This window comes from Kocuria sp. MNB10, assembly GCF_054073685.1.
Genome location: NZ_CM133411.1, coordinates 1731863 through 1755303 on the forward strand (window position 1 = coordinate 1731863; position 23441 = coordinate 1755303).

General features: G+C 68.8%; 22 protein-coding genes and 1 riboswitch. Of the genes, 14 read left to right on the forward strand and 8 right to left on the reverse strand.

The features are described from left to right. The first annotated feature begins 1 nt into the window (after position 1). The 6 genes from ACW9PK_RS07775 to ACW9PK_RS07800 all read left to right on the forward strand — a co-directional run bounded on the left by ACW9PK_RS07775 (position 2) and on the right by ACW9PK_RS07800 (position 4499). Positions 2 to 265, forward strand: a complete 264-nt coding sequence (locus ACW9PK_RS07775) for a monovalent cation/H+ antiporter complex subunit F (RefSeq protein WP_085106263.1) — start codon at positions 2 to 4, stop codon at positions 263 to 265. After that, entirely contained in the window at positions 262 to 627 is a 366-nt protein-coding gene (gene mnhG, locus ACW9PK_RS07780; protein WP_085106153.1) for a monovalent cation/H(+) antiporter subunit G, read from the forward strand. The genes ACW9PK_RS07775 and mnhG overlap by 4 nt, the downstream gene beginning before the upstream one ends. 127 nt (positions 628 to 754) lie before the next feature. Beyond that, positions 755 to 1027 carry a DUF4235 domain-containing protein gene (locus ACW9PK_RS07785; RefSeq protein ID WP_457015478.1) on the forward strand — a complete coding sequence of 91 codons (273 nt, stop codon included), beginning with the start codon at positions 755 to 757 and terminating at the stop codon, positions 1025 to 1027. 120 nt (positions 1028 to 1147) lie between these two features. Then, positions 1148 to 1254: riboswitch (TPP riboswitch) on the forward strand. A gap of 58 nt (positions 1255 to 1312) precedes the next feature. Beyond that, the gene (locus ACW9PK_RS07790) at positions 1313 to 1936 is read left to right on the forward strand and encodes an ECF transporter S component (protein ID WP_144931743.1); all 624 of its coding nucleotides are present in this window, start codon (positions 1313 to 1315) and stop codon (positions 1934 to 1936) included. Continuing rightward, positions 1933 to 3699 carry an ABC transporter ATP-binding protein gene (locus ACW9PK_RS07795; protein WP_457015479.1) on the forward strand — a complete coding sequence of 589 codons (1767 nt, stop codon included), beginning with the start codon at positions 1933 to 1935 and terminating at the stop codon, positions 3697 to 3699. Before ACW9PK_RS07790 ends, ACW9PK_RS07795 begins: the two co-directional genes overlap by 4 nt. Further along, entirely contained in the window at positions 3696 to 4499 is an 804-nt protein-coding gene (locus ACW9PK_RS07800; RefSeq protein ID WP_313362237.1) for an energy-coupling factor transporter transmembrane component T family protein, read from the forward strand. Before ACW9PK_RS07795 ends, ACW9PK_RS07800 begins: the two co-directional genes overlap by 4 nt. Positions 4500 to 4583: 84 nt before the next feature. Here the strand turns inward: ACW9PK_RS07800 and ACW9PK_RS07805 are convergent, their stop codons facing one another. From ACW9PK_RS07805 to ACW9PK_RS07825, 5 genes are all read right to left on the reverse strand, one after another. Next, positions 4584 to 5534, reverse strand: a complete 951-nt coding sequence (locus ACW9PK_RS07805; RefSeq protein WP_144997419.1) for an aminotransferase class IV — start codon at positions 5532 to 5534, stop codon at positions 4584 to 4586. Beyond that, complete coding sequence (locus ACW9PK_RS07810; RefSeq protein WP_457015480.1) at positions 5534 to 6160, reverse strand: hypothetical protein; 627 nt, start codon at positions 6158 to 6160, stop codon at positions 5534 to 5536. Before ACW9PK_RS07810 ends, ACW9PK_RS07805 begins: the two co-directional genes overlap by 1 nt. After that, positions 6157 to 6648 (reverse strand): low molecular weight protein-tyrosine-phosphatase, encoded by a 492-nt coding sequence (locus tag ACW9PK_RS07815; RefSeq protein WP_457015481.1) that lies wholly within the window; start codon positions 6646 to 6648, stop codon positions 6157 to 6159. The genes ACW9PK_RS07810 and ACW9PK_RS07815 overlap by 4 nt, the downstream gene beginning before the upstream one ends. A gap of 40 nt (positions 6649 to 6688) precedes the next feature. After that, positions 6689 to 7528, reverse strand: a complete 840-nt coding sequence (locus ACW9PK_RS07820) for a TetR/AcrR family transcriptional regulator (RefSeq protein WP_457015482.1) — start codon at positions 7526 to 7528, stop codon at positions 6689 to 6691. 184 nt (positions 7529 to 7712) lie between these two features. Further along, a complete protein-coding gene (locus ACW9PK_RS07825; RefSeq protein ID WP_457015483.1) occupies positions 7713 to 9701 on the reverse strand; it encodes a BCCT family transporter in 1989 nt (662 codons plus the stop codon). A gap of 342 nt (positions 9702 to 10043) precedes the next feature. Between ACW9PK_RS07825 and dnaK the strand changes: the two genes are divergently transcribed. The 4 genes from dnaK to ACW9PK_RS07845 all read left to right on the forward strand — a co-directional run bounded on the left by dnaK (position 10044) and on the right by ACW9PK_RS07845 (position 14211). After that, on the forward strand, positions 10044 to 11921 hold the full coding sequence (dnaK, locus tag ACW9PK_RS07830; protein ID WP_457015484.1) for a molecular chaperone DnaK: 1878 nt from the start codon (positions 10044 to 10046) through the stop codon (positions 11919 to 11921). After that, on the forward strand, positions 11918 to 12568 hold the full coding sequence (locus tag ACW9PK_RS07835) for a nucleotide exchange factor GrpE (RefSeq protein ID WP_457015485.1): 651 nt from the start codon (positions 11918 to 11920) through the stop codon (positions 12566 to 12568). The genes dnaK and ACW9PK_RS07835 overlap by 4 nt, the downstream gene beginning before the upstream one ends. 82 nt (positions 12569 to 12650) lie before the next feature. Then, positions 12651 to 13691 (forward strand): DnaJ C-terminal domain-containing protein, encoded by a 1041-nt coding sequence (locus tag ACW9PK_RS07840; RefSeq protein ID WP_457015486.1) that lies wholly within the window; start codon positions 12651 to 12653, stop codon positions 13689 to 13691. A 1-nt stretch (position 13692) separates the two neighbouring features. After that, entirely contained in the window at positions 13693 to 14211 is a 519-nt protein-coding gene (locus tag ACW9PK_RS07845) for a heat shock protein transcriptional repressor HspR (RefSeq protein ID WP_457015487.1), read from the forward strand. Positions 14212 to 14293: 82 nt separating this feature from the next. Here ACW9PK_RS07845 and catC read toward each other — a convergent pair whose 3' ends face one another. The 3 genes from catC to trmB all read right to left on the reverse strand — a co-directional run bounded on the left by catC (position 14294) and on the right by trmB (position 17687). Continuing rightward, positions 14294 to 14605 carry a muconolactone Delta-isomerase gene (gene catC / locus ACW9PK_RS07850; protein ID WP_035964097.1) on the reverse strand — a complete coding sequence of 104 codons (312 nt, stop codon included), beginning with the start codon at positions 14603 to 14605 and terminating at the stop codon, positions 14294 to 14296. 6 nt (positions 14606 to 14611) lie between these two features. Further along, positions 14612 to 16621, reverse strand: coding sequence for a BCCT family transporter (locus ACW9PK_RS07855; protein ID WP_457015488.1), 2010 nt, complete (start codon positions 16619 to 16621; stop codon positions 14612 to 14614). 73 nt (positions 16622 to 16694) lie between these two features. Further along, complete coding sequence (gene trmB, locus ACW9PK_RS07860) at positions 16695 to 17687, reverse strand: tRNA (guanosine(46)-N7)-methyltransferase TrmB (protein ID WP_457015489.1); 993 nt, start codon at positions 17685 to 17687, stop codon at positions 16695 to 16697. Positions 17688 to 17803: 116 nt separating this feature from the next. On the opposite strand from trmB, the gene ACW9PK_RS07865 reads away from it, so the two are divergent. The 4 genes from ACW9PK_RS07865 to ACW9PK_RS07880 all read left to right on the forward strand — a co-directional run bounded on the left by ACW9PK_RS07865 (position 17804) and on the right by ACW9PK_RS07880 (position 23356). After that, positions 17804 to 19051 carry a multidrug effflux MFS transporter gene (locus tag ACW9PK_RS07865; RefSeq protein WP_457015490.1) on the forward strand — a complete coding sequence of 416 codons (1248 nt, stop codon included), beginning with the start codon at positions 17804 to 17806 and terminating at the stop codon, positions 19049 to 19051. A 261-nt stretch (positions 19052 to 19312) separates the two neighbouring features. After that, positions 19313 to 20788, forward strand: coding sequence for an alanine/glycine:cation symporter family protein (locus ACW9PK_RS07870; RefSeq protein WP_131332317.1), 1476 nt, complete (start codon positions 19313 to 19315; stop codon positions 20786 to 20788). Positions 20789 to 20970: 182 nt separating this feature from the next. Continuing rightward, positions 20971 to 22431 carry an amino acid permease gene (locus ACW9PK_RS07875; protein ID WP_085106168.1) on the forward strand — a complete coding sequence of 487 codons (1461 nt, stop codon included), beginning with the start codon at positions 20971 to 20973 and terminating at the stop codon, positions 22429 to 22431. A gap of 49 nt (positions 22432 to 22480) precedes the next feature. Next, on the forward strand, positions 22481 to 23356 hold the full coding sequence (locus ACW9PK_RS07880; RefSeq protein ID WP_206479023.1) for a D-hexose-6-phosphate mutarotase: 876 nt from the start codon (positions 22481 to 22483) through the stop codon (positions 23354 to 23356). The last annotated feature ends 85 nt before the right edge of the window (positions 23357 to 23441 follow it).

Sequence of the window (23441 nt, forward strand, 5' to 3'; positions counted from 1 at the left end):
CATGTTAGACGTCGCCGTGTGGGTGTGCGGTGCGATTCTCACCGTGGCGGCCGCGGGCACGATTTACCGGCTGGCCAAGGGCCCGTCCCTGTTGGACCGGGTGATCGCCACGGACGTGTTGCTCGCGATCGTGGGTGCGGGTCTCGCCATCGAGATGGTGTACAACCACCACTCCAGCAACATCATCCTGCTCGTGATCATCTCCCTGGTGGGCTTCCTGGGGTCTGTGACGGTCGCGCGCAATGTGGGGTTGGAGCGCTCATGAACTGGCACACCGTCCTGGACGTCATCGCGCTGCTGTGCCTCGTGGGGGGGTCCCTCATGTCCCTGGCCGCGGCGGTGGGTTTGGTGCGCTTCCCCGATCTGCTCTCGCGCATGCACGCCGGCACCAAGCCCCAGGTCCTGGGGTTGCTCCTGCTGCTTACGGCCGTGGCGATCGAGAGCGGCAATCCCGGCATGATCCCGCTGATGATCCTCGCGTGGCTGTTCCAGCTGCTCACGGTGCCCGTGTCCGCGCACATGGTGGGCCGCGCCGCCTACCGCTCCAAGCACCTGAACCAGAAGAACCTCGTGGAGGACGAGCTGCGCGAGGTCGTCGCTCGCGCCGGCGAGGAAGAATCTCGCTGAGGACGTAATTCTCGGTGGGACCGGGTTCCTTCCGCCCCGTCGCGCCCGGCGCTTCGTATGCTGGGCAACGAGCACGACGTCGTCGGCCGCCCGGTGCCGCCGGCACCCACAAGACAAGGAGAACCTCATGAACAAGGCAATGGACATTTTCGGCACGGTGGCGTCCCTGGGTGGCGTGGCCCTGGCCAACAAGGGCCTGTCCGCGGTGTGGAAGCAGGTCACGGGCAACGAGCCCCCCGCCAAGAACCCGGACCCGGACGAGGCCTGGACCGACATCATCGTCTGGGCCGTGATCACCGGTGTGGTGGGCACCGTCATCAAGGTGGGGATCTCCCGCCAGGTGGCCAAGTTCGAGTCCAAGGACTCCGATCCCTCCCGCAGCTCCCAGAGCGAGATCTGAGCCGGCGGGTCCCGCGCCCCCCTGTACGGGTGGGCCGGGGCCGTGTAGGACGTACGCACGACGGCGGGTGGCCGGGCACGCGAGATGCCCGGCCACCCGCCGTCGTGGTCTAGACTGGCGTCTCAACGACAGGGGAGCGCCACCGCGGCGCTGAGAGTGCGCGTGAGCGCAGACCCTCGAACCTGATCCGGCTCGTACCGGCGCTAGGGAGTCGAGTATCTCAAGGACCCGCTCGCAACGGCGGGTGGTGTTCTTCCCCTCCTGGGATCTTCAGGAGGATTCAGCATGACGCAGGTCGGTAACACCCCCACCCGTACACCGCGCGCAAGCGGCAACCGCAGCTCGTCGTGGCGGGTCGTGGACATCGTGGTCACCGCCGTATTGGCCGCGGTGTGCGCCGTGATCTTCTGGATGTGGTCCAACCTCCTGTACCCGGCGGTCTCGGCGGGCACGGTGGCCTACCCGCCGTCCGCGGGGCTCATCGCGGGGGGCTGGCTCGTGGCGGGTACCCTGGGCGCCCTGATCATCCGCAAACCGGGCGCGGCTCTGTTCTGCGAGTTGCTCGCGGCCGTGATCGAGGGCTTCCTGGGAACGCATTTCGGGTGGCTCGTGGTGCTCTCCGGTCTGGTACAGGGCCTCGGTGTGGAGGTCGTGTTCCTCCTGACCCGTTACCGCCGGTTCGGTCCCGTGACCGCGGCGATCGGTGGGGCGGTATCCGGGCTGTTCCTGGGCGTGAGCGAGAACATCATGTACAACTTCGAGTGGGCTCTGGATCAGCAGGTCGTCTATGCGGCGCTGACCACGCTCTCCGGGGCCGTGATCGCAGGGTTGCTCATGTGGGCCGTGATGAGGGCCCTGCAGGCCACGGGTGTCCTCGGAGCACTGGCCTCCGGCGCCGTGCGCCGATGACCGCGGAACCGACCGTGCAGCTCACGGGCGCGCGGGTGGTCCTGGAGGGGTTCGGATGGCATCACCCCGGCCGCGAGACGCCCAGTCTGGTGGACCTGGACCTGATCATCGAGCCCGGTGAACGTGTCCTGCTCCTGGGCCCGTCCGGGGCGGGCAAGTCCACGCTCCTGCAGGCGCTCGCCGGTGTGGACCAGGACCCTGACGGCCGCTCCGCATCGGGCGGGTTGACCGTCGGGGGTGTCGACCCGCGCGACGCCCGCGGCACGGTGGGCTTCATGCATCAGGACCCCGAGACGCAGGTGGTCCTCTCGCGCGTGGGGGACGACGTCGCGTTCGGCCTCGAGAACCTCGCCGTCCCCCGCGAGCGGATCTGGCCGCGCGTGCGGGAAGCGCTCGCGCGCACGGGTCTGGAGCTCCCGCTCGACCACCCCACCACGGCGCTGTCCGGGGGGCAGAAACAACGTCTCGCGCTCGCCGGGACCCTGGCCATGTGCCCGCGGCTGCTGTTGCTGGACGAACCCACGGCGAGCGTGGACCACGAGGGGGCGCAGCAGCTGTGCCGCGCCGTGGCCGATGCGGTGCGCGAGGACGGGGCCACCCTTGTGGTCGTGGAGCACAGGGTGGCCCTGTGGGAACCGGTCGTGGACCGTGTGATCGTGCTGGGCGACGACGGTCGGGTGGCCTTCGACGGCCCCGCGCAGCAGACCCTGCAGGACGCCCGGGACCTGCTGCAGCACCAGGGTACGTGGGTCCCCGGCTGGGTGCCGCGCACTCGCACTCCCGTGCATGCCTCGAATGGCATGGATCCCGCGGTACGGCAGACAGCTGCCTCCGCGGGGCCACACGGCATCACGCCGCCCGCTGTGCCTACGGAGAATGTGCCGGCCGCGTCGTTCGTGAGGGCTTCGGATGTCACGCAGTCTGCGCAGGATACGGGTGGTTTCACCACCGTGCCCGCCGCCGTCGCACCGGGCACCACCTTGTTGAGCGCACGCGATCTTGCCGTGTCCCGGAGCCAACCGGGACGGCGGGCGCTCGCGCGGCGGCGTCGTCGGGCGCTCGCCGCGTGGCGGCGCGGGGAAGCGTACCCGGAGCCGGACGTGCGCACGGGGGCGGCGCCGGCGGCCGAGAACATCACCGTGGACGTCCGCGCGGGGCACGCGCTGGCCGTCACAGGCGTCAACGGCGCCGGGAAGTCCACCCTCGCGCTGACCCTCGCCGGACTGCTGCTGCCCGTGCGCGGTACCGTGTGGGCCACGGACGCCCTCTCGACCGACGCGCCCGCTGATCCCTCCCTGTGGGACGGCGCGGAACTGGTCTCCCGCGTGGGCACCGTGTTCCAGCATCCCGAACACCAGTTCCTGCGCCCCACCGTGCGCGAGGAACTCGAGTTCGGTCCCCGGCAACGACGACGCCGCGTGGGCCGTCGCGATGCGCGCGTCACCGACGCGATGGCGGACGCGGACGACGCCCGGGTGGCCGAGCTGCTGCGACGGCTGCGCCTCGAGGAGCTCGCCGAGGCCAACCCGTTCACTCTGTCCGGCGGGCAGAAGCGGCGGCTGTCCGTGGGCACCGTCCTGGCGGCGTCCCCGCGCGTGCTGATCCTGGACGAACCCACGTTCGGTCAGGACGCCCGGACCTGGAAGGAGCTCGTGGACCTGTTGGTCGAGGAGCTGGACGGGGGCACGGCCGTGGTGGTCGTGACCCACGACCGGGATCTGGTCGCGGCCCTGGGTGCGCACGAGCTGAGGCTCGGCTCATGAGCACGGTCGCGAGCGTGCTGCCCGCCGTGGCCCGCGCGGGATTGCTCGCCCGGACGAATGCCGTGGTGAAACTGCTCGGGGCTCTCGTGATCACGGCGGTGCTCGTGGTCAGCGCGGACCCCGTGACGAGCGGCGTGGCGCTCGGGGGTCAACTGCTCCTGCTCGCTGCCGCCGGGATCGGTCCGTGGCGGCTGCTCACGACCCTATGGCCGATCGTGGTGGCCGCCCTGATCAGCGGCTGGGGGACCGCGGTGCTCTCCCCGGAGGGCGGTCCCGTCCTTCTACACCTGGGGTGGATCACGATCACCACGGGGTCGCTCGCGGCCGGTGGGGCGATCGCCCTGCGTGGTCTCGCGATCGCGCTGCCCGGGATCACCGTGCTGCTCACGACCGACCCCACGGACCTCGCGGACGGTCTCGCCCAAACCCTCAAGCTGCCGGCACGCTTCGTGCTCGCGGCGCTCGCAGCCCTGCGGCTCGTGGAGGTCATGGTCACCGAGTGGGGTGTGCTCGCGGCGGCCCGGCGCGCCCGCGGTGCGGGGGGAGCGCGGGGCCCGTGGGCCGCTCTCACCGAGTTCGCTGGCCTCGCGTTCACGTTGCTCGTGCAGTCCTTGCGCCGGGCCACGCGCCTGGCCATGACCATGGAGGCGCGCGGTTTCGGGGCGGGTCCGCGCACATGGGCGCGCGTGCCCCGTTTCGGCCGCGTGGACGTGGTCGTGGGGTGTGCCACCGTGCTCATTGCGGTCGCCGCAGTGACGCTGTCCCTGCTCACGGGGGCGCACCGCTTCATCTGGCAGTGATGCGCCGAAGGTGACGGGGGAGCACTCGCGCCCGGGCATGTCGAGATGGGACGGGCGGTGCGGGCGCGACCACCCGTGACGCGCTCAGCGCCCCGGGCGGCCCAGCAGGAAATCCGTGAGGGTGCGGGTGAGTTGCGGGTCCGAGGCCACGGGCCGCCCGTCCACGCTCGTCACCGGGACCGCGAGCCGCACCGAGGACGTGAGCCACACGGCGCTCGCTGCGAAGAGGTCCTCGGGGTACAGCGGTCCGTAGTCCACGGCCCAGCCGCGCTCGCGGGCGGCGTCGAAGATCCGGGCTTGCGAGGTCCCCGGCAGGACCCCGCGGGACGGTTCGGGCGTGAGCAGGGTGGGCGCAGCGCCGTCGTCGTGCCGTGCACACACCACCGAGGACGTGGCGCCCTCCAGGATCCTGTGGTCCGTGGAGGTCATGAACACGGCGTCCTGCGCGCCGTGGGCGTGGGCGTAGCGCACCGCGGCCATGTTGACCGCGTAGGACAGGGTCTTGACCCCCGGGAGCAGCCACGGCAACCCGGTGTCCTCCGCGGGGTCGTGGCCGCGCTCGAGCAACACCACGGACACCCCCGTGCGCCGGGCGGCGAACGTCCGCTTGGGGACGGGCGCGACCGTGAGCCACGCCCACGGCTGGTCACCGGGGACACCGCGGCTGATGCTCAACTTGACCGTGTGCTCCGCCCCGAGATCGGCTGAGGGGTCGCTGGCGCCGGGACCGGCCGCCGCGAGTGCCGTCGTCAGGGCCTCGCGCCACGCATCCGCGGACGGTGCGGGCAATTGGGCGGTCCCCGCGGAATGCCCCAGCCTGACCAGGTGGGCGTCGAGCTTGTACGCGGTGCCGTCCAGGACGTGGAGGGTCTCGAAGACGCCGTCCCCGCGGGTGAGCCCCTGGTCCTCGAGGCTCACGTGGGCCTCATGCGGGTCCACGAGCCGCGGCGGGGCACCGATCGGGGAGATCAGCACGGCCGCCGCGGGTCCGGGTGCTGCGGGGGACGGGGCGGGTGTCCCGGCACCGGGCGACATCACGGGGTGTCCCGCTGTTCCGTGCCCGGTTCCTGGGGTGAGGGTCCGGGGTGGAGGATCTCGGCGGACTCCCACACGGGGTCCTCACCGAGGTACTGCTCCTCCTGCTCCGCCCACACGTCCCAGTACTTCTCGTACGTGGCGCCGTCCCGGTCCAGGGCGCGCTGTTTGCGCTGTGAGGCGGGAAGTTCGACCCACACCGAGACGTCCAACAACGCCCGGGCCTCGCGGTGGCACGCCCCGACGCCCTCCACGAGCACGATCTGAGCGGTGCGTGTCAGACGCGGGGTGCCGGGCTCGTTGGTCAGCCAGTCCCACGCGGTCCAGTGGGCGTCCTCCTCGCGGCGCAGCGGTTCGAGGATCTCACCGCGGTACCGTTCCATGCCCTTGAGCAGTCCGTTCCACCCAGGGTAGATGTCCTCGAGGTGGAAGCTCACGACGTCGTGCGAGCGCTCCAGCACCCGCGAGAGTTGCTCGGTCAGCGTGGTCTTGCCCGCTCCGGAACGGCCGTCGATGCCCACGATGAACGGCTTGCGCGTGGGTGGGGGCAGCAACCGTGCAAGGTTGACGCCTTCCGGGTACTGGGCGATCTCGTCGTCCTGGAAACCCTCGTCCGGGGAGATCACCGCGCGTCGATCCGATCCTCGACCCACGAGACCACGCCCGGGACCGCGGCCGTAATCTGTTCCCACGCGGTGTCGAAGTCGTCCGAACCGCCGTACCACGGGTCGGCGATGTCGAGGTCCGCCTGGGAGTCGGCCACGGCCGGGTCGAAGCTGCGCATGAGCCGGACCTTCCGGGCGTCGTCCGTGGGCAGTCGGCGCTGCAGCTGGTCCTTGTGGGACCGGGTCATGGCGAGGATCATGTCCGCGTCCGCGAGCTCGGCGTCCATGATCCTGTGTGCCTGATGCTCGGGCAGTTCCAGGTGGTTCCTGTTCAGGACGGTGCGGGCGCGGGGATCCACGGGGTTGCCGTGTTCCTCGTCACTCACGCCCGCCGAGCTGACGCGGACGCGCTGCGCGAGACCGGCGTCGGTGAGCTCGGATCGCAGCAGGGCCTCGGCCATGGGCGAGCGGCAGATGTTGCCGGTGCAAACCGTGACGATGGAGAACATGACCTCCACTGTACGAAAAATTCGTTGCCCGTGAGTGGCCTCAAGGTGTCGAGGAGCCACCCCACGTCTGACGTTCGATGCCCGCGAGCAGCAGTTCCAGGCCCGCGATGTATTCCGAGCGGTCGTCGTGGTCACCGAACGAGCCCAGCATGGCACGCACCACCGGGAGTATCCCCGGCCCCGAATGGCCCGCCCGTTCCAGTTTTTCGTGCACCTGCCGGGCGGATTCCTCCGCGGCGGGCCGGTTGTGACGGTGGGCGATTCCCGCGCCCGTTCCGAACGCGTAGTTGGCCACGGCGAGGGATGCGTAGAACCGCTGTTCGGCGTCGAGCTCCATGCGCTGCAGCAACTGTCCCGTGCACTCCCACGTGCGCAACGCGTTCTCCTCGCTGCGGGCGGTGCTGAGCAGCTGCCCGGCGAGCCACGGGTGCTCGCGCATCTGGGAGAACAAGCACAGGCACAGGCACCGCAGTTCCTCGAGGGCCTGCGCCGTGGCCGCGCTCGTACGGGGATCCGCCCTGGGTGCCGGGAAGGCCTCGAACTCCTCCGGCCCCGGCTCGCCGTCCCCGCACAGCGCGTGGAACTGGCCCAGCGCGCGGCCCAGGACCTCGCTCGTGACCAGGGCCATGAGGTCGTCCTTGCCGGTGGTGTACCAGTAGAGACTCGCCACGCCGCTGTTGAGCTCGGTCGCGAGCCCGCGCAGGGTCAGGCGCCGCAACCCCTCGCGGTCCAGTACCGCGATCGAGGTGTCCACGATCGTCTCCAGGGACAGCGACGCACGACGCCGCTGGGTCCCCTTCCCGCTCGCCCCGCCCGTGCCGGGGGCGCCGGGCGCGTGCTCGCGCGCGGCGTCGTCGGGCCCGTCTCCCGATGGGCTCATGGGCCGGGGCCGGGAATCGGGATCCGGATCGGGGGATCGTGGTGGGCCGTCGTTCATGCGCACCAACGTACGCAGCGTGGCCGTGCGGGACCAAACGGTGTCCCGGTACGCGAACGCGGGGTGCGCGTCCCATGACGTGCACCCCGCGTTCGGGAGGGGGGCCCGGTTCAGCGGGCCATCGGTGTCACTGGTCGTTGCGGTGCTTCGGCGTGGTCTGTTCCCACGGGGCCTCGCCCTCGGGGGTGCCGTCCGCGATGTCGTCGACGGCCGAGGAGACCCACGCCGACTTGTACGCGAAGTCGGTCTCATCCCCGTTCTCATCCGTCTGGCGATACCACTCGGTGATCGCCGGATCGTGCGAGTCGAACGCGTCGCCGGCGGCGCGATGGCCCTCGGCGCGCTCCACCTGCAGGGCGAAGTTGTCACCGTGCTCGGCGAGCCCGGAGGCCACGGCCTTCTGGACAGCCGAGTACGCGAACTTGGTGCGTAGCGTGGCCGGGTCGTAGCGCAGGTCCCGGTACAGGGCGACCATCATCATGGCCACGATCACCGCGAACGGCAGCGCCGAGACGATCACCAAGCGCTGCATACCGGCCAGGGCGTCGTTGCCCGCCACCAGGATCATGACGATCGCGATGCCGGCGAGGCACGCGCCCCAGAAGATGACGATCCACTTGCTGGGGTCCGGGCGTCCGCGCTGGGTCATGGTGCCCATGACCACGGAGGCGGAGTCCGCACTCGTCACGAAGAAGATGCCGATGACGACCATGGCCAGCACCGAGGTGACGGCCGTGAGCGGGAGCTGGTCGAAGAGTCCGAAGAGCATGGACTCGGCGCCGTTTTCCACGGAGAGGTCCGCCCCGTTCTTCGCGAAGAACATGGCGGAGCCGCCGAAGACGATGAACCACAGGATGCACACCGAGGCCGGGACCACGAGCACGACGGTCACGAACTGGCGGATGGTGCGGCCACGGGAGATCTTGGCGATAAACATGCCCACGAACGGGGACCACGAGAGCCACCAGGCCCAGTAGTACACGGTCCACGTGTTGGAGAACTCGGCGCTCTGCGGGCCCCACGCGGCCGACTGGCCGGTCATGAAGAGGTACTCGGACACGTATGTGGAGAACGTGGAGGGGATCAGCGTCAGCAGGAAGACAGTGGGCCCCACGAGGAACACGAACAGCGCCAGCACGAAGGAGAGTGAGAGGTTGATGTTCGACAGGTAGCGGATGCCGCGCGAAACGCCCGACACGGCGGAGATGATGAAGCCCACGGACAGCAGCACGATGATCACGATCAGCGCGTTGTTGCTGAGCTTGTCGATGCCGCCCACGATCGAGATGCCGGAGCCTATCTGCATGGCTCCCACGCCCAGGGACGCAGCGGTGCCGAAGAGGGTTGCGAAGATCGCGAAGACGTCGATCAGCTTGCCCATGGTGCCGTCCACGCGCTTGTGGCCGAGCAGCGCGGTGAACACACGCGAGATCAGCGGCGCGCGGCCGCGGCGGTAGGCGCCGTAGGCCACGGAGACGCCGACGACGGCGTAGATGGCCCACGGGTTCAGGGCCCAGTGGAAGGCGGACTGCACGAGGGCGTAGACGATCATGGAGTCGCTGCCGGCCTCGGCCACGTGCGCGAAGCCGGGGATCCCGCCCTCGTAGTAGGTCATCGGCTCGAATGCGCCGTAGAAGACCAGGCCGATGCCCATGCCCGCAGCGAAGAGCATCGCGAGCCAGGAGAAGAAGGAGTACTCGGGCTCCTCGTCGTCGCGGCCCAGCTTGATTCTTCCGGTGCGGGTGAAGCCGATGAAGATCATGAAGACCACGGCCGCTGTGGAGAGCAGGATGAAGAACCAGCCGGTGTTGTCCGTGACCCACGCGAGCGCGGTGGCGGAGACCGTGGAGAGGCTGTCCGTGCTGAGGACACCCCATGCGATGAAGCCCACCACGAGGACCGCGGTGACGGCGAAGACCACCTTGTCGGTGCCGAACTTGACCTTGCGGTCCTCCACGCCGACGCCCGGCACCAGTGCCGGGTGGATGCCGTGGGGGTAGGTGAGCTCGTCGATGATCTTCCGGGGGCGGCTGCGGGCGGTCGATCCCTGGGTGGCGTGGTCGTGGGGCGGGGTGGTCGATGGTTCTCGGTCCGTGAAATGCGGTGGCGTGCTCAAGACAGTTCTCCTGACTGCGGCGGTGTGTGATCGGTGAGCTCGTGTGGTGCGGTGGCGCTCCTGGAGGGGTCGGGGGCAGTGCGGGCCCGGCACGTTTCGCCCTGGGCGTACAAACCCATCAGTGTAACGCGGCTAAGTGTCCACCCCCGAATTGCTGTGGAATTCCCGGCAGCTCGGGCGAGACGCGGTGTGCAGATACTTGAGCCGTTGCGACTCAACTTAGGTTGACAAGGGTAGCTCAAGGTGTAAACTTGAGTCTCGAAAGCTCAAGTCTTGAAGGTTCACGGACGGGCCGCGTCGGTGCCCCTCCCGGACCGCATCGGAACAACGAAGGGATAGAACATGTCTCGTGCAGTAGGAATCGACCTCGGTACCACTAACTCCGTGGTATCCGTACTGGAAGGCGGCGAGCCCGTCGTCATTGCGAACGCCGAGGGCAACCGCACCACCCCGTCCGTTGTCGCCTTCTCCAAGGATGGCGAGACCCTCGTGGGCGACGTGGCCAAGCGCCAGGCCGTGACCAACGTGGACCGCACCGTGGCCTCCGTGAAGCGCCACATGGGCACGGACTGGACCACCGAGATCGACGGCAAGAAGTACACCGCGCAGGAGATCTCCGCCCGTACGCTCATGAAGCTCAAGGCGGACGCCGAGTCCTACCTGGGCGACACGGTCACGGATGCCGTGATCACTGTTCCCGCGTACTTCAACGACGCCGAGCGCCAGGCCACCAAGGAGGCCGGTGAGATCGCTGGCATGAACGTGCTGCGCATCGTCAACGAGCCCACCGCCGCGGCCCTGGCATACGGTCTGGAGAAGGGCAAGGAGGACGAGCTCATCCTGGTCTTCGACCTCGGTGGCGGCACGTTCGACGTCTCCCTGCTGGAGGTCGGCAAGGACGAGGACGACTTCTCCACCATCCAGGTCCGCGCCACCGCCGGTGACAACCGCCTCGGTGGCGACGACTGGGACCAGCGCATCGTGGACTGGCTGCTGGAGCAGGTGAAGTCCAAGACCGGTGCGGACCTGTCCAAGGACAAGATCGCCCTGCAGCGCTTGAAGGAGGCGGCCGAGCAGGCCAAGAAGGAACTGTCCTCCGCGACGTCCACGACCATCTCCCTGCAGTACCTGTCCGTGACCCCCGAGGGCCCCGTGCACCTGGACGAGAAGCTCTCCCGTGCCAAGTTCGAGGACCTCACCAAGGACCTGCTGGCCCGCACCGAGAAGCCGTTCAAGGACGTCATCTCCGAGGCCGGGATCAACGTCTCCGACATCGACCACGTGGTGCTCGTGGGTGGTTCCACCCGTATGCCCGCCGTGGTCGAGAAGGTCACCGAGCTCGCGGGTAAGGCCCCCAACAAGGGCGTGAACCCGGACGAGGTCGTGGCCATCGGCGCCGCGATCCAGGCCGGTGTGCTCAAGGGCGACCGCAAGGACGTGCTGCTGATCGACGTGACCCCGCTGTCGCTGGGCATCGAGACCAAGGGCGGCGTGATGACCAAGCTCATCGAGCGCAACACGGCCATCCCCACCAAGCGGTCCGAGACCTTCACCACCGCGGAGGACAACCAGCCGTCCGTGTCCATCCAGGTCTTCCAGGGCGAGCGCGAGTTCACCCGGGACAACAAGAACCTGGGCACGTTCGAGCTCACGGGCATCGCCCCGGCCCCGCGCGGCATGCCGCAGATCGAGGTCACGTTCGACATCGACGCGAACGGCATCGTGCACGTGTCCGCCAAGGACAAGGGCACGGGCAAGGAACAGTCCATGACCATCACGGGCGGTACCTCGCTGTCCAAGGAGGACATCGACCGCATGGTCAAGGACGCCGAGGCGAACGCCGACGCGGACAAGCAGCGCCGTGAGGCCGCCGACCGTCGCAACAACGCGGAACAGCAGGCGTACTCCGTGGAGAAGCTGCTCAACGACGACGAGGGCAAGATCCCCGAGGACGTCAAGACCGAGGTCCAGGCCGACGTCGACGCCGTGAAGTCCGCCCTCGAGGGTGACGACGACGACGCCGTGAAGACCGCGTTCGAGAAGTTGCAGGCCTCCCAGACCAAGATCGGTGAGGCGCTGTACGCCCAGGCCCAGAGCGAGGGTGCCGCCGGTGCCCAACCGGGTGCCGAGGGCGCTCAGGGTGCGCAGGCCAAGGACGACGACGACATCGTCGACGCCGAGGTCGTGGACGACGAAGACGGTAAGAACGGGAGGAAGTGAGCATGAGCGATTCCGAGAACACCAAGGGTCACGGCGAGTCCGTGCCGGAGGACCCGGATCATTCAGCTCAGGACTCCACCGGCACCGAGCGTTCCGAGGGCGGTGAGGGGCTGACCGTGGACGACATCCTGGACACCCCTCAGTCCCAGGACGCCCAGGCCGGGGACACGCAGGCCGCGGACGCGGCGTCGTCGCAGGACGACGCCGCCCCGGCGGGCGAGTCCGCCGCGCAGAAGCTCGCGAACGAGCGCCTCGAAGACCTGCGTCGGCTGCAGGCGGAGTTCGTGAACTTCAAGAACCGCACCGCGCGGGAGAAGGATCAGCTGCGGGACTTCGTCTCCGGCGAGATGATCACCGCGCTGCTGCCGGTCCTGGACGACGTCGACGCCGCCCGCAAGGCCGGGGACCTCGAGGACGGCCCGTTCGCCGCGATCGCGACCAAGCTCGAGGACGCCCTGGGCAAGAAGGGCCTCACCCGGATCGGGGAGGTGGGGGAGGTCTTCGACCCCACCGTCCACGAGGCCGTGCTGCAGCAACCCACCGACGAGGTGGAACCGGACCACGTGTCCATGGTGCTGCGCTCGGGCTTCCGGGTGGGCGCTCGAGTGGTCCGGGCGGCCCAGGTGGCCGTGGCCACGAAGCCGTAGCGCAAGAAATTCCTCGGGGCGGGTCCGCATGACGGGACCCGCCCCGAGTCACACAGGGAAGTACCAGGAGAAAGGAGGCGTCATGGCCAGTCAGGACTGGATCGACAAAGATTTCTACACTGTCCTGGGCGTCTCCAAGGACGCATCCCAGGCGGACATCAAGAAGGCTTACCGCAAGCTGGCCCGCAAGTACCACCCGGACCAGAACCCGGGGGATGCGGCCGCGGAGAAGAAGTTCAAGGACATCACCGAGGCCAATTCGGTGCTGTCGGACCCCGAGGAACGCGAACAGTACGACGCGATCCGGGCCATGGGTTCCGGGGCGCGGTTCACCGCCGGTGGCCCCGGTGGCGCGAGCAACGCTGGCGGCGCCGGGTTCGAGGACCTCTTCGGGGGTCTGTTCAACGGCGGCGGTGGCCGCAGGAGCTACTCCACCTCCGGGGGTGGCGGGTTCGAGGACCTGTTCGCGCAGTTCGGCGGCCAGGGCGGCAATTCGCGGTTCGGCGGGGGCTTCAGTGGCGGCCAGGGCGGATTCGGCGGGGGTCAGGGCGGATTCGGTGGCTACCAGGCACCGCCCGCCAAGGGTGAGGACATCCACACCACGACCACGATCCCGCTGCGTTCCGCGTACAACGGCACCACGGTGAAACTGCGCCGGGGCAACGGCCAGTCCACCACGGTGCGCGTGCCCAAGGGCGTCAAGGATGGGCAGCGATTGAAGATCGCGGGCAAGGGACACTCGGGGCCCGGTGGCCACGGGGACCTGTTCGTGACCGTCAAGGTCAAGGAGCACCCGTTCTTCACCCGCGAGGGCCAGGACGTGCACGTGGACATCCCGGTGACCGCTGCGGAGGCCGGGCTCGGGACCACCGTGCAGGTGCCCACGCTGGACGAGGGCCACGTGACCGTGCGGGTCCCCGCGGGGACGTCGTCCGGGCACCGGATGCGTGTCAAGGGCAAGGGCTTCACGTCCGGGTCCACCACGGGCAACATGATCGTGACGGTGCAGATCCAGTTCCCGGCAGACCTGAACGATGCCGCACGGGAAGCCCTGCAGGAGTTCGCGCGGGCCACCGAGGACTTCGACCCGCGCGCGAACCTGAGCGAGGAGGCGGCGCTCTGACATGGCCATCGACTTCACCCAGCCAGTGTTCGTGATCTCGGTGGCCGCGGAGCTCGCGGACATGCACCCCCAGACCCTGCGCCAGTACGACCGCATGGGTCTCGTGACCCCGTCCCGGGCCTCCGGGCGGGCCCGCCGGTACTCCCAGCTGGACGTGCAGAAACTGCGTCAGATCCAGGAGCTCTCCCAGGAGGGCGTGTCCCTCGAAGGGATCAAGCGCATCATCCAGCTCGAGAACCAGGTGCAGGCGCTGCAGACCCGGGTCACGGAATTGTCCGAGGAACTCGAACGGGAGCGCCGGGCGTGGCAGGAGCGGGACATGATTTTCACCGCCGGTTCCGCCGGGGATGTGGTGCGCATGGCCCGTGGCACCCGGCGCTCACCCCGCAAGGTGTCCCAGGCGCTCATGCTCTACCGCCCGGCCAAGCCCGAGGCTGCGGCCACCGGCCGGGACGCGGCGTCCGCGCGGCGGGATGCGACGTCGTCGTCGACCACGAAGCGGCGCGGCTCGCAGAAGTAGACGACCCGCGAACGGCGAGATCCCCGCGGCTCCTCTCGGGAGGGGCCGCAGGGATCTCGTCACCCGGGGGTACCGCGAAGGACTACTCCTGGATCGTGTTGCCGTCGAAGAAGTCGTCCGTGGTGGCATTGGGGTGCTTGGCCAGCGGGGTCACCTTGACGTTCATGTACGCGAACATGGGGAACCCGGACAGGACGGTCTGCAGCTCGTCGTTGTCCTCGACGTCGTAGATCGAGTAGTTGGCGTACTCGCCCACCACGCGCCAGATGCCCTTCAAGACACCCGTGCGCTGGAGTTCACCGGAGTAGGCCTTCTCGCGGTGCTGGTAATCAGCCTTGGTCTCGTCGGTCATCGATTCCGGGAAGACCACGTCCATGCGGGCCAGGAACAACATGCGGGGCTACTTTCTCTGGGGGTCCGTGGAGGGTGCGTCGGGTTCCACCCTAGGCGCTGCCGCGCGCTCGCCGGGGTGTACGACGTCGTACGAATCGGTAAACTCGCCCGTCTCGTAGTCGTAGGCCACGGGGTTGCCGTCCTCGTCCGTGCGCCGGTACCACTCGGTGACCTCCGGGGCGCTCGAGTCGAAGTCCGCGCCCGCCGCCCACTTGCTGTCCGGGGCGCGTTCCACCGAGAACGTGAAGTCGTCCCCGTACTCGTCGATGCCGTGGCGTACGGACTTGTCCACCGCCCAGCGCGAGTACTGCTCGCGGATGACCATGGGGTCCCGGCGCAGGTCCTTGTGGAAGGCCACGGCCATGGCGAACATGATCAGCGTGAACGGCAGGGCCGTGACGGTGATCAGGTTCTGCAGACCCGTGAGTGCGTTCTGTCCGCCGATCAACAACATCACCACGGCGATCCCGGCCATGCACAGTCCCCAGAACACGGTGATCCGCCGCTTGGGGTTCGGGTTGCCCCGCTGGGACATCTGGGACGTCACCACGGAGGCGGAGTCCGCGGTGGTGATGAAGAAGATGGCCAGCATGAGCACCACGATTCCCGCCATGATGCCGGCCGCGGGCATGCCGTCCAGGACGGTGAAGAAGATCTCTTCCGGGGCCGGCAGGGTCTGCGCGGTGCCGTCCGGGGCGATCGCGTGGTCCTGCATCTGCTGGTGGATGGCGGTCCCGCCGAGCACCGTGAAGGCCATCACCACGATGGACGAGGGGATGAACAGCACCCCCAGGATGAACTGGCGGATGGTGCGGCCCCGGGAGATCTTGGCCACGAAGACCCCCACGAAGGGTGCCCAGGAGACCCACCAGGCCCAGTAGAACGTGGTCCACGAGGACAGGAACGCCTGCATCTCGGGGCCATCCGACATGGACGCGGACAGCATGGTGGGCAGCTCGGCGAAGTACGTGACGATCACGGAGGGCACGAAGTTGAGCAGGAACGCGGTGGGTCCCAGGACGAAGAAGAACAGTGCCAGACCCACGGCGAGGACCATGTTGATGTTGGACAACCATCGGATCCCGCGGGCTACGCCCGAGACCGCCGAGGCGATGAACCCCGCGGTGAGCACCGCGATGATGACGACCGCCGCGGCGTTGCCCGAGGGGCCCAGACCCGTGAAGATCTCCACACCGCGCCCGATCTGCAGGGCACCGATGCCCAGGGACGCCGCGGTGCCGAACAGGGTGGCCAGGATCGCCAGGATGTCGATGATCCGGCCGGCCAGGTTGTCGGTGTTGCCGTTGTGGAAGAACGGTGCGAACACGGAACTCATGAGTGGAACGCGTCCGCGCCGGTAGGACGTGTAGGCCACCGCCACGCCCACGAGACCGTAGATGGCCCACGCGTTGAGCCCCCAGTGCAGCGCGGCCTGCGCGGAGGCCTTCTTCATGGCGTCCACCGTGCCGGGGTCCGCGGATCCCGGGCGCGGGGACAGGAAGTAGGTCATGGGCTCGAAAGGGCCGAAGAAGATGATCCCGATCCCGATCCCCGCCGCGAACAGCATGGCCGCCCACGACGCCGTGGAGTACTCGGGCCGGTCCCCGTCCAGGCCCAGCGGGATCCGCCCGTAGCGGGACACCGCGATGTACAGCAGGTAGAGCAACAGCCCGATCGCCAGGACGTTGAACGCCCACCCCATGTTGAGCATCGTCCAGTTCAGCGCCGCACCGGACACGGCCGTGAGTGACGCGGTGTCCACGACACCCCACCCGATGAACGCGACGATCAACCCGCCGGCCACGCCCACCACGATCTTGTCGATTCCGTAGCGCACCTTCTGGTCCTCCACGGACACGCCCGGCACCACGGCCGGGTGGATGTTGTGGGGGTAGTTGATCTCGTCGAGGAACGAGCGCGTGGCGTCCTTGCGGTTCGCCGGTTTGCGGGCGCCCCCGCGTGGCGAGGGCTCGGGCTCCGCGTCCGACGGGTGGGACGGTCGTGTACTGGAGGACACCGGGACTCCTGCGGGTCGGTCGGTCAGGGACCTTCCCACAGTAGGCCCCCGGACCGGTTCGCCCCGGGTCTGGCTAACGACGGCGGTAGGTCAGGTCCCGCGGGATCCGCCCGGCTTCCGTGGCTTTGCGTTCGAAACTCGTGAGGATCCGGCCCTCCCAGCGCGGGGCCCACCCGGCGTCCGGGTGCTCGTCGTCCGCGAGCGGACCCGGATGCACGTTCTCGAAGTCCGCGTCCGCGTCGTCCAGGACCTCGCGCATCACCACCGCGTACTCCTGCCAGTCCGTGGCTAACCGCCACAGTCCACCCGGTTCCAGGACGCGGGCGGCCAGTTCGGCGAAACCGGGGGAGACCAGGCGCCGCTTGTGGTGGCGGGTCTTGTGCCACGGGTCCGGGAAGAAGACCCACAGTTCGTGCACGGAACCGGATTCCAGCATGTGCTCGAGCACCTCGGGGGCGTTGGCCTGCGCCACGCGCACGTTGGTCACACCGGCCTGGGCGGCCTTCATGAGTAGATCCGCCACACCGGGCTTGTAGACCTCCACGGCCAGGTGGTCCAGCTCCGGGTGGGCCGCCGCGTGGGACACGATGGCCTCGCCCAGGCCCGAGCCCACCTCCACGACGACCGGCGCCACGCGGCCGAACACGGCCTCCCGGTCCAGGCGGTAGCCGGGATCCACGGACGTGTCGGTCATGACGCGGGGGATGTCCAGGACCCACTCGCCCGCATGCTCGTCCCACGCCTTCTGGCGCTTGGGGGACAACCGGTCACCGCGGCGCACAAACGAGTACGGCTGCCGCGGGAACGCCACGCCCGCGGGGGCACCGCCGGTCGCCGCGGCGGGACCCGCGGGAGCGTCGTCGCCTGTCGTAGCGTCGTCGTTCGTCGGGGTGGCATCGGCATCGGTGGGCTCGGATGACGACGGCGCGGCACCGGCCGCACGGGCCTCGGCGGGCTGTTCGGTGCGGTGTTCGGGGGCCGGGGACGCCTCCGGGGCGCTGCCCGGGGAGTCCGGGAAGGCCGCGTCGTGCGCGGACGTGTCAGGGGTGCGATCGCTGGATTCCATCGTGGATCATCCTAGGCGCGGGGGCGTCGCAGGAAGGGATCGGGTGACCCGCGGCACCTACTATTTGAACAGCCCACCCACCCCTCAGCGCCCAGGCGCGTGCCAGGAGAGCCCGCATGACCCAGAACCCCGCGTCCCCCGAGCCCGGTCGCAGCAGGCTGGGATTGGGCCCGCGCCTGGACTGGATCGTGCTCGTGGGCGCCCTGGGCATCCTCTCCGCCGTGAGCCCGCTGGCCACGGACATGTACCTCGCGTCCATGCCGGAGATGGGCGAGTGGTTCGGCTCCCCGGCCAGCATGATCCAGCTGACCCTCACTGCGTACATGGTGGGCATGGCGCTGGGTCAATTCCTGCTGGGCCCGCTCTCGGACGTGCTGGGGCGGCACAAACTCATGGTCACGGGGAACCTGATCTTCCTGCTCGCGTCCGTGGGGATCATCGTGGCCCCGGACATCCACTGGGTGCTCGCCCTGCGGTTCGTGCAGGGTCTCGCCGGGGCGGCGGGCGTGGTGATCGCCCGGGCCGTGGTCTCGGACATCGCCCATGGCCACCGCGCGGCCCAGCTGTACTCGGTGCTCGCGCTCATCACGTCCCTGGCACCCGTGGTCGCACCGCTCGCGGGCGGTGTGATCGCGACCGTGGCCGACTGGCGTGTGGTGTTCTGGGTGCTCGCGATCTTCGGGGCCGTGATGCTCGCGTGCTCCGTGTTCATCGTGCCGGAGACCCTCCCGCCGGGGCAGCGCTCGCGGGGCGGGCTGGGGCGCATCCTGCGCAACGCCGGGCAGGTGATCAGTGATCGGCACTTCACGCTCTACGCCCTGAGCTTCGCCTTCGCGTTCGGTGCGCTGTTCTCCTACATCTCCGCGTCCTCGTTCGTGATCCAGAACGTGCTGGGCTTCAGCGCCCTGGTCTACTCCGTGATCTTCGCGATCAACGCGTGCGGTTCGATCACCATGGGAGTGGTCAACACCAAGCTCGCGGGCAGTCGGGACCCCTCCTCCCTGTTGCTCGTGGGGGTCACGGGACTCGCAACCTTCTCCGTGCTCAACATGGTCCTGGTGCTGCTGGGCGTGGTCGGAGCGATCACCCTGGTGTTGTTGTTCCTGGCCCAGTCCTGCATGGGACTCGTCCTGGGCAACGCCGTGGCTATGGCCCAGCGCCAGGCCCAACGGCTGCGCCTCTCCGGCACAGGTTCCGCCGTGGTGGGCATGGCCCAGTTCATCCTGGCCGGGCTCGTCACGCCCCTCACGGGCCTCGGCGGGGAGTACACCGCGGTGCCCATGGTGCTGAGCATGGCGGCATGCGCCGTGATCTCCGTGGGACTGGTCCTCACGGCGCGCCGGCAGGGGACGCCCCTCCGGTGAACCACCCGGCGCTGCAACGTCGTTCGTCGGGCGGACGTCCCGGCCGCGTCGTCCGGAGGGCGAATGTCCCGACCCGGCGGTGTCGCCCGTCGGGTGAATGCCCGGACCCGGCGGCGTCGTCCCGCGAGCCGTGCGACATGGCCCCCGCTCCGCGCGCCGACGGGCCCGGAACCGCGCGGGATGTGGTTCACTGTCCGGGACAGTGACATTGTTCACACACCGTCCGTGGCACCCTGCCCCAGTTGAACGAGGGACACCTTCATGCTCGATTCGCTCCAATCCATTCTCGACACGATCGGCGGGTTCGTGTGGGGGCCGTTCCTCCTGATCCCGCTGCTGCTCGGAACGGGCATCTACCTGACCATCCGGCTGTCCGGACTGCAGATCACCAAGTTGATCCCCGCACTGCGCCTCGCGTTGTTCGAACGCAAGGACAAGGACGCCCCCGGCGGTGACGTCTCCCAGTTCCAGGCATTGACCACGGCGCTCGCCGCGACCGTGGGTACCGGCAACATCGTGGGCGTGGCCACGGCCATCTCGATCGGCGGCCCCGGCGCCCTGTTCTGGATGTGGGTCACGGGCGTGCTGGGCATGGCGTCCAAGTACTCGGAGGCCTTCCTGGGCGTGCGGTTCCGCACCCGAGACGCCAAGGGCGAGATCTCCGGCGGTCCGCAGTACTACCTGTTCCGCGGGATCCCCAACGGTTTCGGCAAGTTCCTCTCCCTGTTCTTCGCGATCGCCGCGGTGCTCGCGTCCTTCGGGATCGGCAACATGACCCAGGGCAACTCCATCTCCGCGAACGTGGAGTCCTCCTTCGGTGTGCCCGTGTGGGTCACGGGCCTCGTGCTCGCGGCGCTGACGCTGCTCGTGCTCGTGGGCGGGATCAAGTCCATCGGCAAGGTCACCGCCGCGCTCGTGCCCATCATGATTGTCTTCTATGTCCTGGGCGCGCTCTACATCCTGGCGGTCAACATCGAGTCCGTTCCCGCGGCGTTCGGGAGCATCTTCAGCACGGCCTTCACGGGGCACTCCGCGGTGGGCGGCTTCGCCGGATCCGCGATCATCCTGGTGGTGCAGATGGGTGTGGCCCGCGGCATCTTCTCCAACGAGTCCGGCATGGGGTCCGCGGCCATCGCCGCAGCGGCCGCGCAGACCACTCACCCCGTCCGTCAGGGGCTGGTGTCCATGACCCAGACGTTCATCGACACCATCATCGTGGTGACCTGCACGGGCCTCGTGATCGTGACCACCGGCGTGTGGGACCAGGGCAAGGACTTCGCGGCCACCATGACCGGGGACGCCTTCAGCCATGGGCTGCCCGGCGGGTGGGGCCACCTGATCGTGACCCTGGGCCTGATCCTCTTCGCGTACTCCACGATCCTGGGCTGGGCCTACTACGGCGAGCGCTGCATGGAGCGCCTGTTCGGCCGCAGGTCCGTGATGCCGTACCGCGTATTCTTCTCGCTGATCGTGTTCGTGGGCTGCAGCGTGCCGTTGGCCATCGTGTGGTCCTTCGCGGACCTCATGAACGGGCTCATGGCGCTGCCCAACCTGCTGGGTCTGCTCATCCTCTCCGGGCTGATCGCCCGCGAGACCAAGCACTACCTGCGCAACGACCCGCAGTTGCGCGCGGACAAGCTGCAGATCGACGGGTTCATGGAGGGCCGCCCCGGGGCCATCGACAGCTACGTCTCCACCGACTCCGGTCGCCCGGACCGGGCGCAGCGCGTGCGCTGACCGCCGCTCCGCCCGCTCGCCGAGCTTGTCGGGGCCCTCGGTCCCGACGGCGCTGAACAGCGAGGGCCCGAAACGGCATGTGATCCGCGGATCACCTGCCGTTTCGGGCCTCAGCTGTTTCCGACACCCGGGCGCAGGCCCCGCTACAGTTGGGCGCCCGCCCGGGAGTACCCTCTGACTCCATGACGAACAGTTCCACCGCGGTGTCGCCGCCGCACACGCACTCCGAGCCCAGCAGGGGCCTGAGCAATCGACACATCCAACTGATCGCGATCGGCGGTGCGATCGGCACCGGGTTGTTCATGGGATCGGGGCGCACCATCTCCCTGGCGGGCCCGGCCGTGGTGTTCATCTACGTGGTGATCGGTTTCTTCCTCTTCTTCATGATGCGCGCCATGGGCGAGCTGTTGTTGTCCAATCTGCGCTATAAGACCTTCGCGGACTTCGCCGCCGATCTGATCGGCCCGTGGGCGGGGTTCTTCGTGGGTTGGTCCTACTGGTTCTGCTGGATCGTCACGGCGATCGCCGAGCTCGTGGCCATCACGGGCTACGTCCAGTTCTGGTGGGCGGCCGTCCCGCTGTGGCTGCCCACCGTCCTCGTGGTCCTCATCGTGTTCCTGCTCAACGCCGTGAGCGTGAAGAACTTCGGGGAGATGGAGTTCTGGTTCGCGCTCATCAAGATCGTGGCCATCCTGGCCCTGATCGTGGTGGGTGCGATCATGGCGCTGACCCACTTCGCATCCCCGGACGGGCACACCGCCCAGCTCGCGAACCTGTGGAACGACGGCGGGTGGTTCCCGAACGGCGCCATGGGCGTGGTCGCGGGGTTCCAGATCGCGGTCTTCGCGTTCGTGGGCATCGAGCTCGTGGGCACCACCGCGGCCGAGGCCCGTGATCCCCGCACGACCCTTCCCCGGGCGATCAACTCCGTCCCGGTGCGCATCCTCATCTTCTACGTGGGATCCCTCCTGGCCATCCTGGTGGTCACCCCGTGGCGCTCGATCAACCCCGAGCAGTCCCCGTTCGTGGCCATGTTCGCGCTGGCCGGGCTCGCGGGCGCCGCGTCCGTGGTGAACTTCGTGGTGCTGACCTCTGCGATGTCCTCGTCCAACTCCGGGGTGTTCTCCACGTCCCGGATGATGTTCGGTCTCTCCGCGGAGGGCAGCGCACCCGGGATCTTCAAGGGTCTCAACCGCGTGGGCGTACCCGTGCGGGCCCTGTACCTCACGGCGGGCATCCTGCTGCTGACCATCCCCGTGCTCTACGCGGGGGACTCGATCATCGAGGCGTTCACGCTGATCACGTCCGTGGCGTCCCTCTTGTTCGTGTTCGTGTGGTCCATGATCCTGATCTCCTACATCCGCTACCGCATGAAGTTCCCCGAGCGCCACGCCACCTCCGAGTACAAGATGCCCGGCGGCGTGGTGATGTGCGCTGTGGTGCTCGCGTTCTTCGTGTTCGTGGCGTGGGCGCTGAGCACGGATCCCCAGACCGCCACGGGGCTGGTAGCGGTGGCCGCGTGGCTCGTGGTGCTGGGAATCTCGTGGGCCTTCGTACGCCGCACGGAGTCCCACCGGCAGACCTTCGAGTGGTTCAAGCAGGAGATGGCCCGCCCCGTGGAGCACGAACACCCGTCCCGATAGAACACGCCTGGCCCCTGTTCAGCACGCACCCCATGCTTAAGCTGGGGACATGACTCGACTGCCGGAACCCCTGTCCCTGTCCTGCGCCGACGGCTCGGGATCCGTCCTGAGCTACGGCGCGCACGTGGTGTCGTGGGCACCGGAGGATCACGAGCCCGTGCTGTGGGTCTCCTCCCGCTCCTACAACGAGACGGGCAGAGCGGTCCGCGGCGGTGTCCCCATCTGCTTCCCGTGGTTTGGCCCCGGGCGCACGGGGGACATGGACCCCGCGCACGGGTTCGCGCGGATCACCGAGTGGCAGCTCGCCGAGCAGGGGGAGGACACCGAGGGTCACGCCTACGCCGAGTTCACCCTCACGCCCGCGGACGTGGCCGAGCACCTGCGCGAGACGTTCCCCCACGAGTTCGAGGCCCGGTTCCGGGTCACCGTGGGCGCCCGCTTGCGTATGGCGCTCACCGTGACGAATACCGGCACCGGGACCTTCGACTTCGAGGAGGCGCTGCACAGCTACCTCCACGTGGGCGATTCCCGGCGCGTGAGCGTGACCGGCCTCGACGGTGTCTCCTACTACGACAAGGTGGCCAAGGAGCAGCGGCGCCAGAGCGGGGAACTCACGATCACGGGCGAGACCGACGCCGTGTTCGCCCATCGCGGCGAGGTGCGGGTTTCCGACCCCGAGCTCGGTCGCACCCTCGTGATCACCAAGGAGGGCTCGGACAGCACCGTGGTGTGGAACCCCTGGGCGGACAAGTCCGTGGCCATGGCGGACTTCGCGGACGACGAGTGGCAGCAGATGCTGTGCGTGGAAGCGGGCAACGTGATGGGCTCCCCGGTCCGGCTCGCCGCCGGCGAGTCACACACCCTCGTGCAGAGCATCGAGGTGCAGGAGCTCACGGCGCAGGATCCCGCCGCCCACGACGCCTGAGCAGGCGCCCGTCGCCCACGACACCTGAGCGCGCTCTCGCCACGCGACGTCGCTGGCGCCCGGCGAGAGCGCCGGGGAGACCGCC